Origin of the sequence: Sphingopyxis sp. (assembly GCF_036675685.1) — a bacterium.
In the GTDB taxonomy this organism is placed as follows: Bacteria; Pseudomonadota; Alphaproteobacteria; order Sphingomonadales; family Sphingomonadaceae; genus Sphingopyxis.
In genome coordinates this window covers 149,581-167,454 of sequence record NZ_JAKFEM010000004.1, presented here as the reverse complement: position 1 = coordinate 167,454, position 17,874 = coordinate 149,581, and the positions used below count along the sequence as shown (strand labels likewise).

22 protein-coding genes are annotated in these 17,874 nt (G+C 65.5%); 6 read left to right on the top strand and 16 right to left on the bottom strand.

From position 1 onward, the window contains the following. Positions 1-6: 6 nt before the first annotated feature. Positions 7-480 carry a redox-sensitive transcriptional activator SoxR gene (gene soxR / locus V6M50_RS01985; RefSeq protein ID WP_332816857.1) on the top strand — a complete coding sequence of 158 codons (474 nt, stop codon included), beginning with the start codon at positions 7-9 and terminating at the stop codon, positions 478-480. 36 nt (positions 481-516) lie between these two features. On the opposite strand, the gene V6M50_RS01980 is transcribed toward soxR, so the two are convergent. The 8 genes from V6M50_RS01980 to V6M50_RS01945 all read right to left on the bottom strand — a co-directional run bounded on the left by V6M50_RS01980 (position 517) and on the right by V6M50_RS01945 (position 7,185). Further along, positions 517-807 (bottom strand): putative quinol monooxygenase, encoded by a 291-nt coding sequence (locus tag V6M50_RS01980; RefSeq protein ID WP_332816856.1) that lies wholly within the window; start codon positions 805-807, stop codon positions 517-519. Between the two features lie 18 nt (positions 808-825). Continuing rightward, positions 826-1,410 (bottom strand): carboxymuconolactone decarboxylase family protein, encoded by a 585-nt coding sequence (locus V6M50_RS01975; RefSeq protein ID WP_332816855.1) that lies wholly within the window; start codon positions 1,408-1,410, stop codon positions 826-828. Positions 1,411-1,426: 16 nt separating this feature from the next. Then, the gene (locus tag V6M50_RS01970; RefSeq protein ID WP_332816854.1) at positions 1,427-2,608 is read right to left on the bottom strand and encodes an acetyl-CoA C-acyltransferase; all 1,182 of its coding nucleotides are present in this window, start codon (positions 2,606-2,608) and stop codon (positions 1,427-1,429) included. 51 nt (positions 2,609-2,659) lie between these two features. Then, complete coding sequence (locus V6M50_RS01965) at positions 2,660-3,118, bottom strand: MaoC family dehydratase (RefSeq protein WP_332816853.1); 459 nt, start codon at positions 3,116-3,118, stop codon at positions 2,660-2,662. A gap of 95 nt (positions 3,119-3,213) precedes the next feature. After that, positions 3,214-4,422, bottom strand: a complete 1,209-nt coding sequence (locus V6M50_RS01960; RefSeq protein ID WP_332816852.1) for a mechanosensitive ion channel family protein — start codon at positions 4,420-4,422, stop codon at positions 3,214-3,216. A gap of 21 nt (positions 4,423-4,443) precedes the next feature. Continuing rightward, positions 4,444-5,454 carry a DNA topoisomerase IB gene (locus tag V6M50_RS01955; RefSeq protein WP_332816851.1) on the bottom strand — a complete coding sequence of 337 codons (1,011 nt, stop codon included), beginning with the start codon at positions 5,452-5,454 and terminating at the stop codon, positions 4,444-4,446. A gap of 230 nt (positions 5,455-5,684) precedes the next feature. After that, on the bottom strand, positions 5,685-7,067 hold the full coding sequence (locus V6M50_RS01950; protein WP_332816850.1) for a putative O-glycosylation ligase, exosortase A system-associated: 1,383 nt from the start codon (positions 7,065-7,067) through the stop codon (positions 5,685-5,687). Beyond that, positions 7,060-7,185: a hypothetical protein gene (locus V6M50_RS01945; RefSeq protein ID WP_332816849.1), complete on the bottom strand. Its 126-nt coding sequence runs from the start codon at positions 7,183-7,185 to the stop codon at positions 7,060-7,062. Before V6M50_RS01945 ends, V6M50_RS01950 begins: the two co-directional genes overlap by 8 nt. A 372-nt stretch (positions 7,186-7,557) precedes the next feature. Here V6M50_RS01945 and V6M50_RS01940 point away from each other — a divergent pair, with 372 nt between their 5' ends. Together V6M50_RS01940 and V6M50_RS01935 are read left to right on the top strand one after the other, a co-directional pair. Continuing rightward, positions 7,558-8,781, top strand: a complete 1,224-nt coding sequence (locus V6M50_RS01940) for a TIGR04063 family PEP-CTERM/XrtA system glycosyltransferase (RefSeq protein ID WP_332816848.1) — start codon at positions 7,558-7,560, stop codon at positions 8,779-8,781. A gap of 56 nt (positions 8,782-8,837) precedes the next feature. Further along, positions 8,838-9,677: a hypothetical protein gene (locus V6M50_RS01935; protein ID WP_332816847.1), complete on the top strand. Its 840-nt coding sequence runs from the start codon at positions 8,838-8,840 to the stop codon at positions 9,675-9,677. On the opposite strand, the gene V6M50_RS01930 is transcribed toward V6M50_RS01935, so the two are convergent. Both V6M50_RS01930 and V6M50_RS01925 read right to left on the bottom strand, forming a co-directional pair. Further along, entirely contained in the window at positions 9,674-10,000 is a 327-nt protein-coding gene (locus V6M50_RS01930) for a hypothetical protein (RefSeq protein WP_332816846.1), read from the bottom strand. The two genes, V6M50_RS01935 and V6M50_RS01930, sit on opposite strands and share 4 nt — an antisense overlap. After that, the gene (locus V6M50_RS01925; protein WP_332816845.1) at positions 9,997-10,260 is read right to left on the bottom strand and encodes a hypothetical protein; all 264 of its coding nucleotides are present in this window, start codon (positions 10,258-10,260) and stop codon (positions 9,997-9,999) included. Before V6M50_RS01925 ends, V6M50_RS01930 begins: the two co-directional genes overlap by 4 nt. A 138-nt stretch (positions 10,261-10,398) precedes the next feature. On the opposite strand from V6M50_RS01925, the gene V6M50_RS01920 reads away from it, so the two are divergent. After that, the gene (locus tag V6M50_RS01920) at positions 10,399-11,067 is read left to right on the top strand and encodes a S24 family peptidase (RefSeq protein ID WP_332816844.1); all 669 of its coding nucleotides are present in this window, start codon (positions 10,399-10,401) and stop codon (positions 11,065-11,067) included. Between the two features lie 161 nt (positions 11,068-11,228). Here V6M50_RS01920 and V6M50_RS01915 read toward each other — a convergent pair whose 3' ends face one another. After that, the gene (locus V6M50_RS01915; protein WP_332816843.1) at positions 11,229-11,534 is read right to left on the bottom strand and encodes a hypothetical protein; all 306 of its coding nucleotides are present in this window, start codon (positions 11,532-11,534) and stop codon (positions 11,229-11,231) included. A gap of 183 nt (positions 11,535-11,717) precedes the next feature. Between V6M50_RS01915 and V6M50_RS01910 the strand changes: the two genes are divergently transcribed. Then, positions 11,718-13,004, top strand: a complete 1,287-nt coding sequence (locus tag V6M50_RS01910; RefSeq protein ID WP_332816842.1) for a methyl-accepting chemotaxis protein — start codon at positions 11,718-11,720, stop codon at positions 13,002-13,004. Between the two features lie 101 nt (positions 13,005-13,105). Beyond that, complete coding sequence (gene aqpZ / locus V6M50_RS01905; protein ID WP_332816841.1) at positions 13,106-13,828, top strand: aquaporin Z; 723 nt, start codon at positions 13,106-13,108, stop codon at positions 13,826-13,828. 36 nt (positions 13,829-13,864) lie between these two features. On the opposite strand, the gene galU is transcribed toward aqpZ, so the two are convergent. The 5 genes from galU to msrA all read right to left on the bottom strand — a co-directional run bounded on the left by galU (position 13,865) and on the right by msrA (position 17,866). Beyond that, positions 13,865-14,728, bottom strand: coding sequence for a UTP--glucose-1-phosphate uridylyltransferase GalU (gene galU, locus V6M50_RS01900; protein WP_332816840.1), 864 nt, complete (start codon positions 14,726-14,728; stop codon positions 13,865-13,867). Between the two features lie 61 nt (positions 14,729-14,789). Next, on the bottom strand, positions 14,790-15,290 hold the full coding sequence (locus V6M50_RS01895; protein ID WP_332816839.1) for an OmpA family protein: 501 nt from the start codon (positions 15,288-15,290) through the stop codon (positions 14,790-14,792). Positions 15,291-15,309: 19 nt separating this feature from the next. Continuing rightward, positions 15,310-16,542, bottom strand: coding sequence for a diguanylate cyclase domain-containing protein (locus tag V6M50_RS01890; protein WP_332816838.1), 1,233 nt, complete (start codon positions 16,540-16,542; stop codon positions 15,310-15,312). Then, complete coding sequence (locus V6M50_RS01885) at positions 16,539-17,087, bottom strand: YfiR family protein (protein ID WP_332816837.1); 549 nt, start codon at positions 17,085-17,087, stop codon at positions 16,539-16,541. The genes V6M50_RS01890 and V6M50_RS01885 overlap by 4 nt, the downstream gene beginning before the upstream one ends. Before the next feature lie 245 nt (positions 17,088-17,332). Then, complete coding sequence (msrA, locus tag V6M50_RS01880) at positions 17,333-17,866, bottom strand: peptide-methionine (S)-S-oxide reductase MsrA (protein ID WP_332816836.1); 534 nt, start codon at positions 17,864-17,866, stop codon at positions 17,333-17,335. Positions 17,867-17,874 lie beyond the last annotated feature (8 nt).

Here is a 17,874-nt window from a genome sequence, read left to right as displayed (position 1 = left end):
CGCGGCATGCATCGGACCGACCTGATCGCTATCGGCGAACTCGCGGCGCGCACCGGGGTCGCGGTGTCGGCGATCCGGTTTTACGAGGCAAAGGGGCTGGTCGAAGCCTTGCGCACAAGCGGCGGCCAGCGGCGTTTCCTGCGCGCCGACATCCGCCGCATCTCGTTCATCCTGATCGCGCAGCAGCTGGGGCTGAGCCTTGAGGAGATTGCCGCCGAACTGACGCGGCTCCCAGCGGGACGGACGCCCAATGGCGCCGACTGGACGCGGATCAGCACGGCGCTCGGTGCGCGGATCGACGCGCAGATCGCGGCGCTCGAGCGCACGCGCGAACTGCTCGGCAACTGCATCGGCTGCGGCTGCCTCTCCTTGAAGAAATGCGGGCTCTACAACCGCGAGGACAAGGCGGCGCAGCGCGGCGCGGGGCCACGCTATTTGCTCGGCGACCGGTCGGGAGAGATCGCCGAGGTGGAGAGCTAATCCTTCTCCCCTTGCGGGAGAAGGATAGAGCATCGTTCAGATTCCGCTGAGCGTCTCGATTTCGGGCGCGCCGGCGAGGCACGGGCCGAGGCGGGCGCCGATCGAGCGGAAATGGTCCGAGGCGCGGTGCGCGTCGAGCGCCGCCTGGTCGTCATAGCATTCGAGAATCTTGTACACGCCAGCCTCGCCTGTCTTGAAAGGGCGGTAATAGCTGTTGCCGGGCTCGTTCGCGCGCACCGCAGCCGCGAGTTCGGCGAAGACGCCTTCGAATTCCGCTTCCTTGCCGGGCTGGACGCGCAGCGTTGCGATCACACCGATTCCACTCATGTCTTTCTCCTAAATTGATCAGGCCTTGAGATCGGGATCGACGTCCCAGCCGTCCTCGACCTGGATGCCGAAGCTGTTCAATATCATCGATACCTGCGTGTATTGACCGACGGTCATGACGAGATCCATGCGGCCCTTGTCGCCGAGCGGGGCGAGCGCGGCCCAGCTTGCGTCGGTGACGAAATGATGGGAGGTCAGCTCGTCGGTCGCGCGGAGCATCGCGCGGTCGAGGTCGTTCCAGCCCGCGGCGTCGGGGCCGGCCTTGATGCGCGCGATCTCGTCTTCGGTGAGCCCGCAGTCGAGGCCGATGCGCTTGTGCTGCGTCCACTCATAACCCGAGCGGCAATTGTAGCCGGTGCGCAGGATGACGAGCTCGCGGTCGCGCGGGGTGAGCGCGTTGCGTTTCGAGAGGATGTAGTTGCCCCAGCCGAGGAAGGCGGTGAGCGCCTTGGGCGCATGGGCGAGGGTGCGGAAGATGTTGAGGATCTTGCCGCCCCCGACCTTGCCGCCTTCGGAAGCAAGGAAGGGTTCGAGCGCGGCGCGCTGGTCGGCATCGAGCCGGTCGAGGTCGACCGGCTCGATACGTGGCCTGCTGAGTCTCACTTAACGGGGCCGCAAATCAGAAGACCTCGAACAGGCCCGCTGCGCCCTGGCCGCCGCCGATGCACATGGTGACGACGGCATATTTGACGCCGCGGCGCTTGCCTTCGAGCAAGGCGTGGCCGACGCAGCGCGCGCCGGTCATGCCGAAGGGGTGGCCGATCGAGATCGAGCCGCCGTTGACGTTGAGCAGCTCGTTCGGGATACCGAGCTTGTCGCGGCAGTAGAGCACCTGCACCGCGAACGCTTCGTTGAGTTCCCACAGGCCGATGTCGTCCATCTTGAGCTCGAAGCGTTCGAGCAGCTTGGGGATCGCGAAGACGGGGCCGATGCCCATTTCGTCGGGTTCGGTGCCCGCGACCGCCATGCCGACATAGCGCCCCAGCGGCTGGAGGCCGCGCTTTTCGGCGACCTTGGCTTCCATCACGACGCACGCCGACGAGCCGTCGGCGAGCTGGCTGGCGTTGCCCGCGGTGATCGTGTGGCCTTCGCCCATCACCGGCTTCAGGCTCGACAGCCCTTCGAGCGTGGTGTCGGGACGGTTGCATTCATCCTTGTCGGCGACGACTTCGTGGAACGAGATTTCCTTCGTTTCCTTGTCCATCACGCCCATCGTCGCCTTGCACGCGACGATCTCGTCGACATAGAGCCCGGCGGCCTGCGCGGCGGCGGTGCGCTGCTGCGACTGGAGCGAATATTCGTCCTGCGCTTCGCGGCCGATGTTGTAGCGCTTTGCGACGACCTCGGCGGTGCCGATCATCGGCATGTACGTGTCCTTGTGCATCGCGAGCAGCTCGGCATCGGTCTCGATGAAGACCTTGCCGCTGCCGCTGACCTTTGAGATGCTCTCGACGCCGCCAGCGACGCAAATGTCCTGGCGGTCGACGATGATCTGCTTCGCGGCGGTCGCGATCGTCATCAGGCCCGACGAGCATTGGCGGTCGATCGACATGCCGGGGACGGTGACGGGCAGGCCGGCGCGAAGCGCGATGAGGCGCGCGACGTTCATCGTCTGCGACCCCTGCTGCATCGCGGCGCCGAAGACGACGTCGTCGACTTCACCGCCCTCCAGCCCAGCGCGCTCGACCGCAGCGCGAACCGAATAGGCGCCGAGGGTCGGCGACAGCGTGTTGTTGAACGAGCCGCGCGCCGCTTTGGTCAGCGGCGTGCGGGCGGTGGAAACGATGACGGCGTCACGCATGATGTAATTCCTCTTCGGTGAGTTTTGCAGAATCTTTGCCGGGGAGGGCGCTCAAACGAAAAACTGGCTGATCCATTCGGCGATCAGGGCGGGCTTTTCCTCGCCCTCGATCTCGACCGAGACTTCGTTGGTCTGCTGCCACTGGCCGGGACGCTTTTCTTCGAGCTCGAGCAGCTTCACATGGCTGCGCACGCGCTTGCCCGAGCGGACGGGGGCGAGGAAGCGGACCTTGTTGCAACCATAGTTGACGCCCATCTTGACGCCCGCGACCTTGGGGCCGTCGGTGCTCGCGCCGAGCATCGGCATCAGCGACAGGGTCAGAAAGCCATGGGCGATCGTGCCGCCGAACGGCGTCAGCTTGGCCTTTTCCTCGTCGATATGGATGAACTGATGGTCGCCGGTCGCGTCGGCGAACTTGTTGATCATGTCCTGATCGACGAGCACCCAATCCGATGTGCCCAGATGCTCGCCGACCTTGGTCTGCAGTTCCTGCGGCGTGATGGCGGCCATATGTCATCCCCTCAAAATGCTGGTTCGGGGCGCGTTCTAGGCATCTCTTGCCGCGTTGCACAAGAGCCAAGCCCCGCAGCCGCGCCGCCGTAGCGTCAGCCGGGCTTTGCTGCCTTTGCCGCCGCGGCCCTGAGCTTCGGAGACTCGGCGTAGGGCATGATCATGGTCCCGTCGGGCGCCGCGGTAAAGGTCGTCTGCGTCGGATAGGCGAACTCGTATCCCGCCTTTGCCATCGCCTCGAACAGCCGGATCCCGATGTCGGTGCGTGCGGCCGCGACGACGTCGAACTCGTCGCTGAAGACGTCGAAGAGCAGTTCGAAGTCGAGGCTCGATGGGCCGAAGGTCAGGAAGCTCGACCGGATGAATTCGTGGCCCCCGGCGACGACCTGCTCCTCGAGCAAGGCGGGCAGGTCGCGCAGCATTTCGGGCGTTGTCTGATAGATGACGCCGATCTTGAAGGTGATCCGGCGGCGGTGGAGATGCGCAAAATTGGTAATCTCCTTGCTCAGCAAATTGGTGTTCGAGATCACGAGCAATTCGCCGTTGAGCGAGCGCAGGCGGGTGCTTTTCAGCCCGATGCGTTCGACCGTCGCGGTGCTCGTGTCGTACTTGATCGTCTCGCCGACGCGGAACGGCCGGTCGAAGATGATCGAGAGCGAGGCGAAGAGGTCGGAGAAAATGCCCTGTGCGGCGAGGCCGATCGCGATGCCGCCGATGCCGAGGCCGGCGATGAGGCCGGTGACATTGACCCCCATATTGTCGAGGATGACGATGGTGGCGATCGCGAACAAAGCGACGCTGATCAGCAGGCGGATGATGCCCATTGCATTGGACAGCGTTTCGTTGTGCCCGTCGGCGGCGCGGCGCTGGATCAGCCCGAGGATGATTTCGCGCACCCAGATCGCGACCTGCAACACCACCGCAATGGTGAAGACAAGCTGGACGACCTGCATGATCATCGCCGGCGGCTGGGCATAGCCGGCGACCAGCCGAATCGTTACGATCGCGAGCACGGTCGACTTGGTCTTGTGGATGACGCGGCCGACGATGTCGGTCAGCGTGAATTCGCCCGGCGCCGACTGCGCGCGCTTCAACGCGAAGCCGCGGATCATCGACAGCAGGAAATAGATGGCGAGGCCCGCGGCGACCGCGATGCCGATCTGCAGCCAATGGCTGTTCACCCATGCGACGCTGGCGTCCCACCAGATGCGCAGATCCTCGAGCGGATTGGTCGCCGCCGCGCGCTTCGCGGGCGCGGTCTTGGCGGCGGCAGTGGTCGCGGCAGCAAGGATGGAGAAGGTCACGTCGGGTCCTCTTGTCTCGGATCAGGCGGATTGAAGCAGCACCGCGGCCGCGGGCGCCCGCTCCAGATAGGTCAAAAATCCGCGTTCGTAACGCGAAAGATAGCGCGTTGCGCGCGGCAGGTCGCCGGCCATCGGGGCAAAATCTTCGTGGTCCTGCGCCGCGGCGATCATCGCCGGGTGGACATAGGCCTTGCGCGCGATCGCCGGCGTGTTGCCGAGATGGTCGGCAACATGTTCGAGCATCGCCTTCAGCGTCGGCGGCTCGGGGGCGTCATAGAGGAAAGCGAAGGCCTCGACACTGGCCGACCATGTGCGGAAATGCTTGGCACTGAATTCCTCGCCCATCGCATCGCGGATATAGGCGTTCACATCCTCCGACCCGACGGCGCAGAGGCCGTCCGCATCTTCATATTGGAAAAGATTCTGGCCGGGCAGATCCTGCAGGCGGCGGACCAGCGTCGCGAGGCTGCGATCGCTGATTGTGACCTCGCGCAGCGCGCCGCCCTTGGCGCGGTAGCGCAGCCGAAGCCGCTGTCCCGTCAGTTCGGCATGGCGCTGGCGCAGCGTCGTCGCACCGAAACTCTTGTTGGCGGCGACATATTCCTCGTTGCCGACGCGAAGCGCGGCGAGGTCGAGCAGGCGCACCACCGCGGCGACGACACGCTCCGGGCACAAGGTCCGTCGATTCAGGTCGTCGACAAGGCGCGCGCGCAGCAGCGGAAGCGCGTGGCCGAATGCGGCGCAGCGGTCATATTTATCGGCCTCGCGCGCCAGCCGGAAGTCCGGGTGATAACGATATTGCTTGCGCCCGCGCGCATCGTAACCGGTCGCGAGGATATGGCCGTTCGCCGCAGGGCAGAACCACGCATCCTCATAGGCGGGGGGTAGCGCGATGGCGTCGAGGCGGGCGATTTCGCGGGCTTCGCGGATGATCTTTCCCTTGGCGTCGCGGTAGCGCCAGCCGCCTGGCATAGGCTCGCGGCCGATGCCGGGCAGGCTGTCGTCGACATGGACAAGGCGCGTGGCGGACATGCGGGGATAGCGTTCGGTGGCGGTGGATGGTTCCGGGAAGCCGCATGTCCAAGGTCCCGAACCATCGCGCAATCTCAAAACCGTTCGCCCTGAGCTTGTCGAAGCCTGTCCTGAGCGCCTGCAAGGCAGCCGAAGGGGGCCGCTCTTTCTTTCGCCGTTACGCGAAGGAAGAACGGTGCTTCGACAAGCTCAGCACGAACGGATCAGGAGAGGTCGCGCAAAGCGCAGTGTCAGCTCGCATTCGGCACCGGCTGGCGCGCCGGAACCTGCGCCGGGCGAGCGGTCAGCGGGCGCCACCCCGCTTCCTGTTCGCGGCGGCGGCAATAGGTCGAAAGCCCCATTTCGAGCGCCAGCATCATGTAAATGAAGGGTTGGAAGGCAATGCCGACGAACAGCGATCCGACCATATAGGTGATATGTCCGTTCTGCAGCGCGGTCGCGAGCGGCGCGATCCATTGTTCCTCGGCGCGCCGGGTCTTGATGTAGCGCCGCCGCAAGCGTTCCATCTGCGCAAGGCCGGTAATATGGAGCAGCAGCCAGAGCGCGAGGCCCGGATAGCCCTGTTCGCCCAGCATCTCGAAATAGCTCGAGTGATAGGCGCGCGAATGCTCTTCATAGACCGTCGGTTCGGCTTCTTGTGGCTTGTTCGGGTCATAGGCGCCTGCCGCCTTTTCGACGCGGACGCTGTTCTGGATATAGGCCTCGAACCCCCCGCCAAACGGGTTTTCCTTCGCATATTCCCATGTCCACGCCCACACCGCGACGCGTGTCGAGGCCGATTGGTCGGACTTGTGATCGCGGATCGTTTCCATGCGCTCGGTAAAGCTTTGCGGCAGGAAGGGGATCGCCGCGACCGCGAGCAGCCCCGCGCCCGCCATATAGAGGAAGCGGTGCTTGACCGCGCGCAGCGACAGCACGGCGAGCACCGCGAGGCAGACGAGCCCGGTGCGTGCCTGCGTCCCGATCGGCAGCAGCATGCACGCGAAGCAGAGCGCGAAACAGAAGAGCGAAACGCGCCAGTCGGGCGGGAAGATGGTGCCGTGGCGCCGATACCAGAGGATCAGCGGGATGATCGCAATGCCGACGGTCGACATGATCGACCCTTCGTAGAGGCCGTAATTTTCGTTGAGCAGCAGTTGGAGCGTGCCGTAACCGCCGCCGCCCGCCGCGGTCTTGATCCCGCCCGCGATCGCGATCGACGCCGCCGACAGCAGCATGATGAGGATCAGCGATTCGATCCGGAGCTTGGTGCGGAGCGTCAGCGGCAGGAAGATCGCCCAGACCAGCGCCTTCCACACCCAGCTCCATTTGTCGGCCGCCTCGACGGGGAAATCGGCCTGGGTCGTCGTCATCCAGCAATAGAGCAAGAGTGCCATCAGCAGGAATTGCCGCCCCGACCACCGTGTATCGCGTTTATCGTCGGCGGCGAGCCAGCCGACGATCGCGAGACCGAAGACGATCAGCGAGATCGGGATCGAGTTGATCAGGAAATAGCTGAGGCGTTGCGGCGCGACGATGTCGATGTAGCAAAAGCACAGGACGAACAGGAACGGCTTGCGGAAGCCGACCCCGATGAACGCGAAGAGAAAGGCGACGAACGCGATGTCACGCATCGGGGCGTGCATCCGCTTCGGCGCGTTCGGCATCGCGGCGCTGCTGCCAGAGCAGCCGCGGGCTGACCTCGCGGTCGAGATCGTCGCGATAGAGCAGGCGCCATAACGCAATCGCCATCAGGACGTGCGTCAGGGCAATGGAAAAATTGTCGACCATCAGGGGTCAGAACCTATGGACGACGCGGTCGAGGCGTCGAAATGGCGAAGGGATCGCCTTCGCGTGGCCGCCGCAGATGGTGGTTCCACCTGCAAGGCCGCGTGGAGGCGAGATCGAAGCCATTTCGACGTCCCTTCGGGATTTGACCGATTTTGTCCATGGCTGCGTCAGCGAGCCTTGGAATATATTCATATGCCTGCGCCTCGCTTCCTTGCCCTGAACAAAATCGCTTCAAACCTCGATCGCGTCGTCCATAGGTTCTGACCCTGGGGCGTTGCCTAGGCTATCTGGGTTGACGCCGCGTTAAGCCTTGTCTGCGAAAGACCATCCGCGATGACCCGAATTTTACACGTCCTCGATCATAGCCTGCCGGCGCACAGCGGCTACACCTTTCGCACGCGCGCGCTGATGAAGGCGCAGGTCGCGAAGGGCTGGGAAGTTGCGGGCGTTACCGGCGTGCGCCATCCCGAACCCGGGCAAGCCAAAGAAGATGGGGGCGGCGAGACGGTCGACGGGCTGACCTTCTATCGCACCCCGCCGATCGCGCCGGCGCGTTCGCCGGTCCGCGAGTGGCGCGAAATCGGCGCGCTCGCGAAGCGGGTCGCGGCGCTGGTCGAGGAATTGAAACCCGACCTGCTCCACGCCCATTCGCCGGTGCTCGACGCGCTCGCGGCGCTGCGCGTCGGCAAGCGGCTGGGCATCCCCGTCATCTATGAAATCCGCGCCTTCTGGGAGGATGCGGCGGTCGGCAACGGCACCGGGCGTGAGGGCAGCCCGCGCTATTGGTTGACCAAGCGGGTCGAAACCCATGCGGTGAAATCGGCCGATGCCGTCGCGGTGATCTGCGAAGGGCTGCGCGGCGACCTGATCGCGCGCGGCATCGACCCCGCGAAGATCATTGTGTCGCCGAACGGCGTCGATCTCGAGCTGTTCGGCGATCCGCCGCCCCGCGACGATGCCCTGGCCAAAACGCTGGGCCTCGCCGCCGATGATGTGGTGATCGGCTATATCGGCAGCTTTTACGACTATGAGGGGATCGACGATCTGATCGCCGCAATGCCCGCGCTGGTCGCGGCGCAGCCGAAGGCGCGGCTCCTCCTGGTCGGCGGCGGGCCGATGGAGGCGGCGCTGAAGCGCCAAGCCGCGGCCTCGCCCGCCGCGCCGCATATCCATTTCGTTGGCCGCGTTCCGCATCAAGAGGTCGAGCGCTATTATTCGCTGATCGATATTCTCGCCTATCCGCGCAAGAAGATGCGGCTCACCGACCTTGTCACGCCGCTGAAACCGCTCGAGGCGATGGCGCAGGGCAAGCTGGTCGCGGCGTCCGATGTCGGCGGGCATCGCGAGCTGATCGAGGACGGGAAAACGGGCACGCTGTTCGCACCCGACGATCCCGAGGCCATCGCCACCGCGCTGGCCGCGCTGCTCGAAAATCGGGGGATGTGGCCGGAGCGACGGCGGACAGCACGTATTTTTGTCGAAACCCATCGTAACTGGTCATCAAACATTTTACGTTACGAGCCTGTTTACCAGCGATTGCTGCGCGGCGGCGTTTGACGACGCACCCGGTACGACGAAAGGATGGCCCGGTGGGCCACACGGATTTGGACGATATGGACGAGACCAGCGAAAATCCCGGTAAGGCCGTATGGACCGCGCTGCTGCGCGGGCTTGCGCCCGCCATGCCGGCGGTGATCGGCGCCGCGGCGCTGACCTTCCTGTTCGCCGCCGTGATGCCCTTTTCATGGGTCGCGGGGATCAGCTGGAACCTCTATCTTGACCGCCTGTCCGATTTCTTCGTGCCGCCGATCGGCAATGGCGGCCGGCTCGCGCTCGCGTTCGGCATGGCAGCGGTCGCCGCCATCATCGCGGGCCTCGTCGCGCTGCTGATCGCCACGCCCGAGGCCGCCGGCCTGTCGTCGCTGCATCGCCGTTTCCGTGCCTCCGCCGCCGAGGCGGACGAGGACGATGGCGAAGAGATTTTGACGCGCCGCCGCCGCGTCGACCTCCACCCCGATGACGCGCCGCGCCCGCCGATCCGCGCGGGCCGCGACCTGCCCGCGGGCGGGCTCGGGCCGCTGGACCGAAGTCTGGCCGGCGAAGCTGTCGCGCCCGACCTGTGGCTGGGCGAACCCGATGTGGACGCGGTGGACGAACTGGTGCTCGCCGACCTTGCGCCCGATGACGCGGTCGCGACGGGCGACGAACCCTGGCTGCAACCCGCCGAGATGACAGGGCCGGCGATGCCCGATCTTGCCGACAATTCGCTTGATGCGATGGTCGCGCGTTTCGAGGCGGGGCTGGCGCGCCGCCGGGTCCCGAACGCCCACGCCGCGACCGCTGCGATCCCGGTTCGCGAAGGCACCGTCCCCGGTGACGAAGCCGAGGTCGACCTCGCGCTCGAAGCCGCGCTCGGCACGCTGCAACGGATGACCCGCCAGTCGGTAGGTTAATCCTCGACGGTCAATATTTCGATCCGCAGCATGTGCGGGTCGGATCCGCACGCCACCGCGACGTCGGCGACGATATGCCCGGGCAGCGCCCAGTCGGTCGCGCCCAGCCGATCCTGCAACGCATCGCGCATCACGGTCGTATCGCCGGTTGCGAGAAGGCAGGGAAAGATGTGACGCGCGCCGACAAAGCTGGCGCTCGCCCACGGACGAAAGGTCGATGCGCCGAGCGCCAGTCCGGGCGGCAGTTCGCGCGCAAGCAGGGTGCCAAGCCGGCGGTGCGGGCATCCGGGGCGCGGCGGCTGCGCGGGTGACCAGCGCATCATGCCTGCACTCCCGCACCAAGCGTGCGTGCCGTCCGGATGCGGCGATCGCCCTCCGGCGCGACACGCCCGGCATGGCGCTCGGCACGCCATTTGTTCATGAAATGTTCCACACGGCATATCACGCGGTGCCCCGGCTCGCGCCCGCCGCGCAAATCGCTGACGAGCCGCGGGTCGCGCACCGCGGCGCGGCCGAACACGCTCGGCGGCATCGCCGATTCCTTCAGAAAGGCCTCGATCCGTTGCAACAGGCTGCGCTCCATATTTTCCTCCGTGACCGCGCTGAAACCGGGCGACTCACCCGATAGGATATTTCCTATCTGATATTCATTTTCCTACTTGTCTAGGAAAAATCCGCTTGGTAGAAGCGAAATAGGAAGGACCAGCCCCTAGCGACCCCTATGCCCGATTTAGTCCACGATCCGCGCGCCGCGCTCGACCGCCTCCTGGCTGAAAGGGGCATAGACTATGCCCGCATCTCGCAGGTGATCGGGCGCAATCCCGCCTATATCCAGCAATATATCAAGCGTGGATCGCCGCGGCGGCTGGCCGAACAGGATCGCGCGCGCATCGCCGCCTATCTGGGCGTCTCCGAAGCGATGCTCGGCGGGCCGGTGCAGCGCGTCGCGACGCCGGCGCGGGTTCGGGGGCCGGGGATGATCCTGGTGCCCAAGCTGGCGATCGGCGCCTCGGCGGGCGCCGGCGCGAGCGTCGATGCCGAGCCGATCGAGGGCGAGGTCGCGTTCGACCCCAAATGGCTGCGCGACCTTGGCGCCGATCCGCGCGCGCTCAGCATCATTCGCGTCGAGGGCGATTCGATGGCGCCGACGCTCGACGACGGCGACGATATATTGGTCGACGGCGGCGACGCCGCGGCGCGGCTGCGCGACGGCATCTATGTGCTGCGCATGGACGATGTGCTGATGGTGAAACGCGTCGCGCGCGCGCCGGGGCAGGGGCGGATTTCGGTGATCAGCGATAATCCGCACTATCGCAGCTGGGACGATCTGCCGATGACATCGGTGCAGCTGGTCGGCCGTGTCGTGTGGACGGGCCGGCGGGTTAGGTGAATTCTTCGCCGGTGCAGCCAGCTAGAGCGTTGCGCCCTTCAATATCACCTGAATCCGTTTGTGCTGAGCTTGTCGAAACACTGTTCTTTTCTTCGACGTGGAAGGAGAGAACGGCCTTTCGACAAGCTCAGGGCGAACGGTACTTATTCTAACGCGCGCTGCTAACGCGGTGCAGCCATCACTGCTTCGATCTCATGCTCCAGCACCTCGGCGCGCTGGCATTGTTCGGCATTGCCGTCGCGGCACTTTTCCGCCGCCTTGTCGCGCTGGCGCGACAGTTTGCCCATTTGTTCCTCGCGCTTGCGCATTTCGCGGCCACGGTTGCGGTCGGATTCGTCCTGGCTGGTCGTCGACCAGTCGGCGACCTGGCCGACGGCTTTCACGGGCGCGGTCACGACCGTCTTTACCGCGCTGATGCAGCCGGCGAGCAGGGGCGCGGCCAGCACCGCAAAAATTATCACGCGCATTTCTCTTCTCCTCGCGACACGCGCCCCATCGCATACCCGGCGCGATCTGAACAGGATATTGCGATGGATCGCCCACGCGCGCTGCCGGCATGTCACATCACTGAAATAAATGGTTAAAGCCGTGTTTACCAGCACGGCTTAGGTCGAGGCGCGAACAAGGGACCGCAGCGCGAAGAGAGCCGAATGACCGTCATAGACCATGCCCTTTCGCCATCGTCGGGCCATGCGGCCGCGATCGGTGCCGACGCGCACCTGTCGCAGGTCATCGACCTGTTCCGCGGCAATCCACAGCTGCGCGCGTTGGCGGTGCTCGACAGCGAAAGCCGGCCGGTCGGCATCGTCCGCGAGCAGCGCGTACGCGAACTGCTGTTCTGTCCTTTCTGGTTTTCGCTGATGCAGAATCCGACGATCGGGGGTTCGATCGCGTCGATGATCGAGCCTTGCCCGACCGCCGATGTCGCGCGATCGACGACCGACCTGCTGCGCATCGCGGCGGGGTCGTCGGGACAGGAAGAACTCATCCTCGTCGATCGCGGCCGCTTTGTCGAAACGCTCGACAGCGGCCAGCTCGCCAAATTGGCGATGCTGCGCGAGGTCGAGCTGGCGCAGGAACGCGCGGCGCGCGCAACCAAGGTCGACGACGCCGGGCGGCAGTTCCAGCACGACATCACCGCGCTCACCGCCGCGCTGTCGGAGATGGCGCGCAAGGTCGAGGCGGTCGCGGGCACCTTGTCCGAACGCGCGCTGCAGACGGGCCGCGATGCGGTGACGGTCGCGGGGGCGACGGCGCAGACACTGGCGGGGCTGCAGGAACTCGGCGACCGCGGGCATATGCTGGCCGCGACGATGACCAGGATCGTCGACGATGGTTCGCGCGCGCGCGCCGTGCGCGGCGACGCCTATATCAAGGTCCAGCAGGCGAGCGAACGGGCGACCGCGCTGAAGGCCGCCAGCCAGTCGATCGAACATATGCTCGCGCTGATCATCGACATGGCGAGCCGCACCAACATGCTCGCGCTCAACGCGGGGATCGAGGCGGCGCGGGCAGGCGATGCAGGCCGCGGCTTTGCCGTCGTGGCGTCGGAAGTGAAGTCGCTGGCCAGCCAGACGCGGTCCGCCGCGGGCGACATCACCCAATATGTCGACAGGATCCGCGACATCGTCGGGCAGGTTGCCGCGGGCTTTGGCGAGGTCGAAAAGGCGATCGACGCGAACAACGGCTTCTCCGACGCGATCGACAGCGCGGTTGACGGACAGAGCGCGACGACGCTGATGATCGCGAGCTATGTCGAACAGGCGGTGTCCGCCGGCCGCGAGATCGACGTCCGCGTCCGCGAGATCGGGCACGGCGCGACCGCGGTCGGCGATGGCGCGCAGGCGCTGGGCCAATTGTCGGCGGGGCTGACCGAGGCGGCGCTGTCGCTGCATCAGCGCGCGCGCAATTTCGTCGAAGCGGTTGCCGTGGCCTGATTTTGCCGCGCTTAGACAAGGGCTTGCCCGAAATTTCAGGGCTGATAGGATGCCGCTCGCGCCGGGGGCGTCCATGACCGCCGGTGGGGAGGAGGGTCACCATGACCAATATGCAAAAGGGTCTTGCCGAGTTCATCGGCACGTTCTGGCTTGTCTTTGGCGGTTGCGGCAGCGCGGTGCTTGCTGCGGCATTCCCCGATGTCGGCATCGGATTGCTCGGCGTCTCGCTGGCGTTCGGTTTGACGGTCGTCACCATGGCGTATGCGATCGGCCATATTTCGGGCTGTCACCTCAATCCGGCGGTCACCGTGGGGCTGTGGGCGGGTGGGCGTTTCGATGCGCGCGACATTCCGCTCTATGTCATCGCGCAGGTGCTCGGCGCGATCGTCGCGGCGTTCCTGCTCTATCATGTGGCGGCGGGCAATCCGACCTTTGACATAGCAAACGGCCTCGCCGCCAATGGCTATGAGGCCGGTTCACCGGGCAATTATGATATCACGTCGGCATTGATCATCGAGATCTTGCTGACTGCCTTCTTCCTGTGGATCATCATGGGATCGACCGATGGCCGTGCGCCCGCGGGCTTCGCACCAATCGCGATCGGCCTTGCGCTGACCTTGATCCATCTGATCTCGATCCCTGTGACCAATACCTCGGTTAATCCGGCGCGCAGCACCGGCCCGGCGCTCGTCGTTGGCGGACTCGCCCTGCAGCAATTGTGGCTGTTCTGGGTTGCCCCGATTGTCGGCGGACTGATCGGCGGCCTGCTCTACAAAACGCTGGGGGCCGACACGTTCCCCAAACCGAATATCAAGGGCGAATAATCCCGGGTCTGGCGGGGGCGAGAGCCTCCGCCGGTCCTATTTCAGCAGGTCGACCGCAAAGGCGCGGACTTCATCGGCCATGTCGGGCCTTCCGAGCGCAACCGCCAGGTTCGCCTGGATATATCCGGCTTTCGACCCACAGTCGTACCGCGCGCCGTCGAAGGTCACGGCGTGGAAAGCCTGGTTGCCGATCATCGTCGCCATCGCGTCGGTCAGCTGGATTTCGCCGCCCGCGCCCTTTTCCTGGCGCTCGAGCACGCGCATCACTTCGGGCTGCAGGATATAGCGGCCCGAAATGATCAGGTTCGACGGGGCGTCGCCGGCCGCGGGTTTTTCGACAAGGCCCTTCACCTCGGTCAGCGTGCCGTCGCGCGCTCCGGGTGCGATGACGCCATAGCTCGACACCTGTTCGCGCGGCACTTCGAGGACCGAGATCAGATTGCCGCCGACGCGTGCGTAGGCGTCGACCATCTGTTTCATGCAGCCGGGCGATCCGTGCATGAATTCGTCGGGCAGGAAGATCGCGAAGGGCTCGTCGCCGACGATGTCGCGCGCGCACCAGATCGCATGGCCAAGCCCGAGCGGTTCCTGCTGGCGAACATAGGCGCAGGCGCCGGGGCCAAGCCGCGTCGGTTCGAGTACCGACAGGTCCTTGCCGCGTTCGGACATCGTCTTTTCGAGTTCGAAGGCGACGTCGAAATGATCCTCGATCGCGCTCTTGCCGCGGCCGGTGACGAAGATCATCTGCTCGATCCCCGCCTCGCGCGCCTCGTCGACCGCATATTGGATCAGCGGCCGGTCGACGATCGGCAGCATTTCCTTGGGGATCGCCTTGGTCGCGGGAAGGAAGCGGGTGCCGAGGCCGGCAACGGGGAAGACGGCTTTGCGGATCGGTTTCATGCGCGAGGCTTAGCCGCGAACTCAGGACAAGAAAAGCGCGGCGGCGATGTCGCTGGCCGCGTTACTGCGGGGTGACGATCACGACGACGCGGCGATTGTCCTGGCGTCCCTCGGCGGTCCCGTTGCTCGACAGGGGCAGGGTTTCACCGCGGCCGATGATCTGGTCGGCGGTGAATTGCATGCCGCTCGTCTGCATCGGCGCCGCGACCGCTTGCGCGCGCGCCTGTGACAGCGTCAGATTATAGGCCGACGTACCGGTCGAATCGGTGTGGCCTTCGACCCGCGCGGTCGTGATGCCGACCGAGACGAGCTTGGCCGCAATATCGCCGATCCGGCTTTGCTGATCGGCCGGCAGGCTGCTCTCGTTGGATGGAAAAAGCAGCCGTTCGGGCATGCTCAGCTCCCAGCCGGGCCCGGTCTCGACGAAGCCTTGCGACTGGAGCAGCGCGATCTGTGCCGGGCTGAATCCCGTCGGCGGGGGGACGCTCTGGCAAGCCGCGAGCAGCGCCGCGAGCGCGGCGACGAGAAAGAGGCGGATATTGTGGGGGAGGGTAAGGGTCACGGCGTCTCTCCGCTGGTCATCATCTGGAACGGTTCGTGAGTTTGTCGGCATACATGGCGGCGTCGGCGGCAGTGAGGAGGGCGGTCGCGTCGTTGCCGTCGTCGGGAAAAATGGCGACCCCGACGCTGACCGCGGCGCGATAGGTTTCACCGCTGGGCAGAAGGATCGGCTCGGCAACGCCGCCGCGGATCCGGCTTGCGAGGGCATCGGGACGGGCTTCGCTGTCGAGCGGGTCGATGATGACGACAAATTCGTCGCCGCCGATGCGCGCGGCGAAATCGCCCTTGCGCAGCGTTTCCTTGATGCGCGCCGACAGCGCGACGAGCACCGCATCGCCCGCGGCATGGCCGAAATTGTCGTTCGCCGCCTTGAAATTGTCGGCGTCGATGAACAGCAGGGCAAAGCGGCCGCCGCGCGTTTCCGCCGCCTGGATGCGCAATGTCAGCTGTTCGTCGAAGGCGGCGCGGTTCGGCATCGCGGTCAGCGTGTCGTGCGAGGCGCGGTGAGCGAGCATCGCGTGTTCGCTTTCCATATGACCCTGCCAGCCCTGGAGCTCGTCGAGCAGCGCATTGATATCGCCGCCCAGCCGGTCGAGCTCGGCGATGCCGAGGGCTTGGACCCGCTTGTCGAAGCGGCGATGCAGGCGCACGTCATGGGCCACGGTCGCAATCTCGTTCAAAGGTTTGACCAGTTCATATTCGAACCGCCGCGCGAGGAAGATGGTTCCGAACGCGGTGATGAGCAGGCAGCCGAGCCCCGCGAGCAGGCCGATGCGAACATAGTCGATCAAAGTCGAACTATCGCCCCACACTTCGATCGTCCCGATGGCCGATCCGTTGCGCTCGACGGTCACCGCGAAAGGGCGGGGGAAGAAGAGGCGGGTGAGCAGCGGCGCCGGGTCGGCGGCGGGCGATGTCCACTGGGTCAGCGGCTTTCCGACATCGTCGAGCACCCTGAGCCGCGCGATTCCGGGAATGCGGGTCAGCGGCTCGAGCCCTTCGCGGACCGCTTGCGGATCGTTGAACACCAGCGCGGGTTCGACGCCATAGGCACCGAGCTGCGCCGCCAGTTCCATATTGCGGTCGGCATAGCCGCGCAGCGCGGTCACCCCGGCGAGCAGGATGGTCAGGCCCGAAAGCGCGACCGCGAACAGCGTGATGCCGAAATGAAAGCGCGACAGCAGTTTTTGCAGCGTCGTGCGCGCGCCGATCCGTTCGATGGGGTGGTTGGGGGGGCGGTTGGGGCCGGTCATGATGCGCCTCCCCCGCCGCCGCCGCCGATCCGCAGCACCCGGGGATCGATCCGCAGCGGGCCGCGGCCGATCGCGTCGAGATTGACCGAAAAGCTGAGCTTCATCGCCCTGCTGTGCAGGCAGAACATCGCGCCATAGATGCAGGCGGGGTCGTCGTCGGTGATCGTCAGGACGGGGCGCCCGCGCACCCATCCGATCAGCTGTTGGCGGTCGGCGACCGGCATCCGGCCAAGGAACAATATGTCGCAATCGCTACGGCTGATCGCGGCCTCCGCGCTCATGCGGCGAACCATGACCGACCCGGCGCCCGGAACAACGGGCGCCATGCGATCGGTCAGGCGCGGGGCTCCGATCAGGCACATGACGCGCACCGATCCGGCCGCGCCGCCCGGCCAGCGGGCATAGCTGACGATGCCGCCGACCATCCGGTTGACCGCGCGGGCCATCCCGTCGGCGCTGTCCTCGACAATCGTCTGGCTCGCGGCCTGAACCGACATCTGGGGCGTCGTGAACGACGCGCCGATCAGAAACAGCGATGCCAGCACCTTGCAGCGACCCCCAATTGCGCCCGGGCTTGTTCTGCCCCAGCAAGGGGGCGTCCGCTAGTCAAAACAATTGGAAAGTCAATGAAAAGTGACGTCATGTAGCCATATGGCAACAGTCGGTGGGAACCCGCCGACGTGTGTCTATTCGCATAAATACGTCAACCCGGCGAAAGCCGGGATCTCGCCATTGCGACATGACGCCCCGTGGAGATCCCGGCTTTCGCCGGGATGACGATTGAAGGAAATCAGACGCGCAAACGATCGCTGAATCCCTTGCGCAGCTTTGCCAGTTTCGGCGGGATGACCGCCATGCAATACGGGTTGCGCTGACCCTCGCCCTCCCAATAGGCCTGGTGATAATCCTCGGCCGGATACCAGTCGGACGCGGCCTCGATCGTGGTGACGATCGGCGCAGGCCAATCGGCGGCCGCCCGTTCGATCCCGGCGCGCGCGGCGTCGCTCTGCGCGGCATCAAGCGGGAAAAGCGCGCTGCGATACTGGGTGCCGATGTCGCCTCCCTGGCGGTTGAGCGTTGTCGGATCGTGCGTCGCGAAATGGACGTCGAGCAGGTCGTCATACCCGATAACCGCAGGATCGAAGGTGATGCGGATCGCCTCGGCATGGCCGGTGTCGCCGCCGCAGACCTGCTTGTAGGTCGGATCTGCGACATGGCCGCCGATATAGCCGCTCTCGACGCTCTCGACCCCGCTCAGCGACTCGAACACGGCTTCGGTGCACCAGAAGCAGCCTCCGGCGAAAATGGCGGTCTCACGGGTCATGGCGTCGG

Excerpts from the sequence above, each read along its gene's own strand:
- soxR (WP_332816857.1), top strand. The coding sequence starts at position 7 with ATGCATCGGACCGACCTGATCGCTATCGGCGAACTCGCGGCGCGCACC.
- V6M50_RS01980 (WP_332816856.1), bottom strand. The coding sequence starts at position 807 with ATGAGTGGAATCGGTGTGATCGCAACGCTGCGCGTCCAGCCCGGCAAG.
- V6M50_RS01970 (WP_332816854.1), bottom strand. The coding sequence starts at position 2,608 with ATGCGTGACGCCGTCATCGTTTCCACCGCCCGCACGCCGCTGACCAAA.
- V6M50_RS01965 (WP_332816853.1), bottom strand. The coding sequence starts at position 3,118 with ATGGCCGCCATCACGCCGCAGGAACTGCAGACCAAGGTCGGCGAGCAT.
- V6M50_RS01955 (WP_332816851.1), bottom strand. The coding sequence starts at position 5,454 with ATGTCCGCCACGCGCCTTGTCCATGTCGACGACAGCCTGCCCGGCATC.
- V6M50_RS01950 (WP_332816850.1), bottom strand. The coding sequence starts at position 7,067 with ATGCGTGACATCGCGTTCGTCGCCTTTCTCTTCGCGTTCATCGGGGTC.
- V6M50_RS01945 (WP_332816849.1), bottom strand. The coding sequence starts at position 7,185 with ATGGCGATTGCGTTATGGCGCCTGCTCTATCGCGACGATCTCGACCGC.
- V6M50_RS01940 (WP_332816848.1), top strand. The coding sequence starts at position 7,558 with ATGACCCGAATTTTACACGTCCTCGATCATAGCCTGCCGGCGCACAGC.
- V6M50_RS01935 (WP_332816847.1), top strand. The coding sequence starts at position 8,838 with ATGGACGAGACCAGCGAAAATCCCGGTAAGGCCGTATGGACCGCGCTG.
- V6M50_RS01930 (WP_332816846.1), bottom strand. The coding sequence starts at position 10,000 with ATGATGCGCTGGTCACCCGCGCAGCCGCCGCGCCCCGGATGCCCGCAC.
- V6M50_RS01925 (WP_332816845.1), bottom strand. The coding sequence starts at position 10,260 with ATGGAGCGCAGCCTGTTGCAACGGATCGAGGCCTTTCTGAAGGAATCG.
- V6M50_RS01920 (WP_332816844.1), top strand. The coding sequence starts at position 10,399 with ATGCCCGATTTAGTCCACGATCCGCGCGCCGCGCTCGACCGCCTCCTG.
- V6M50_RS01915 (WP_332816843.1), bottom strand. The coding sequence starts at position 11,534 with ATGCGCGTGATAATTTTTGCGGTGCTGGCCGCGCCCCTGCTCGCCGGC.
- V6M50_RS01910 (WP_332816842.1), top strand. The coding sequence starts at position 11,718 with ATGACCGTCATAGACCATGCCCTTTCGCCATCGTCGGGCCATGCGGCC.
- aqpZ (WP_332816841.1), top strand. The coding sequence starts at position 13,106 with ATGACCAATATGCAAAAGGGTCTTGCCGAGTTCATCGGCACGTTCTGG.
- galU (WP_332816840.1), bottom strand. The coding sequence starts at position 14,728 with ATGAAACCGATCCGCAAAGCCGTCTTCCCCGTTGCCGGCCTCGGCACC.
- V6M50_RS01890 (WP_332816838.1), bottom strand. The coding sequence starts at position 16,542 with ATGACCGGCCCCAACCGCCCCCCCAACCACCCCATCGAACGGATCGGC.
- msrA (WP_332816836.1), bottom strand. The coding sequence starts at position 17,866 with ATGACCCGTGAGACCGCCATTTTCGCCGGAGGCTGCTTCTGGTGCACC.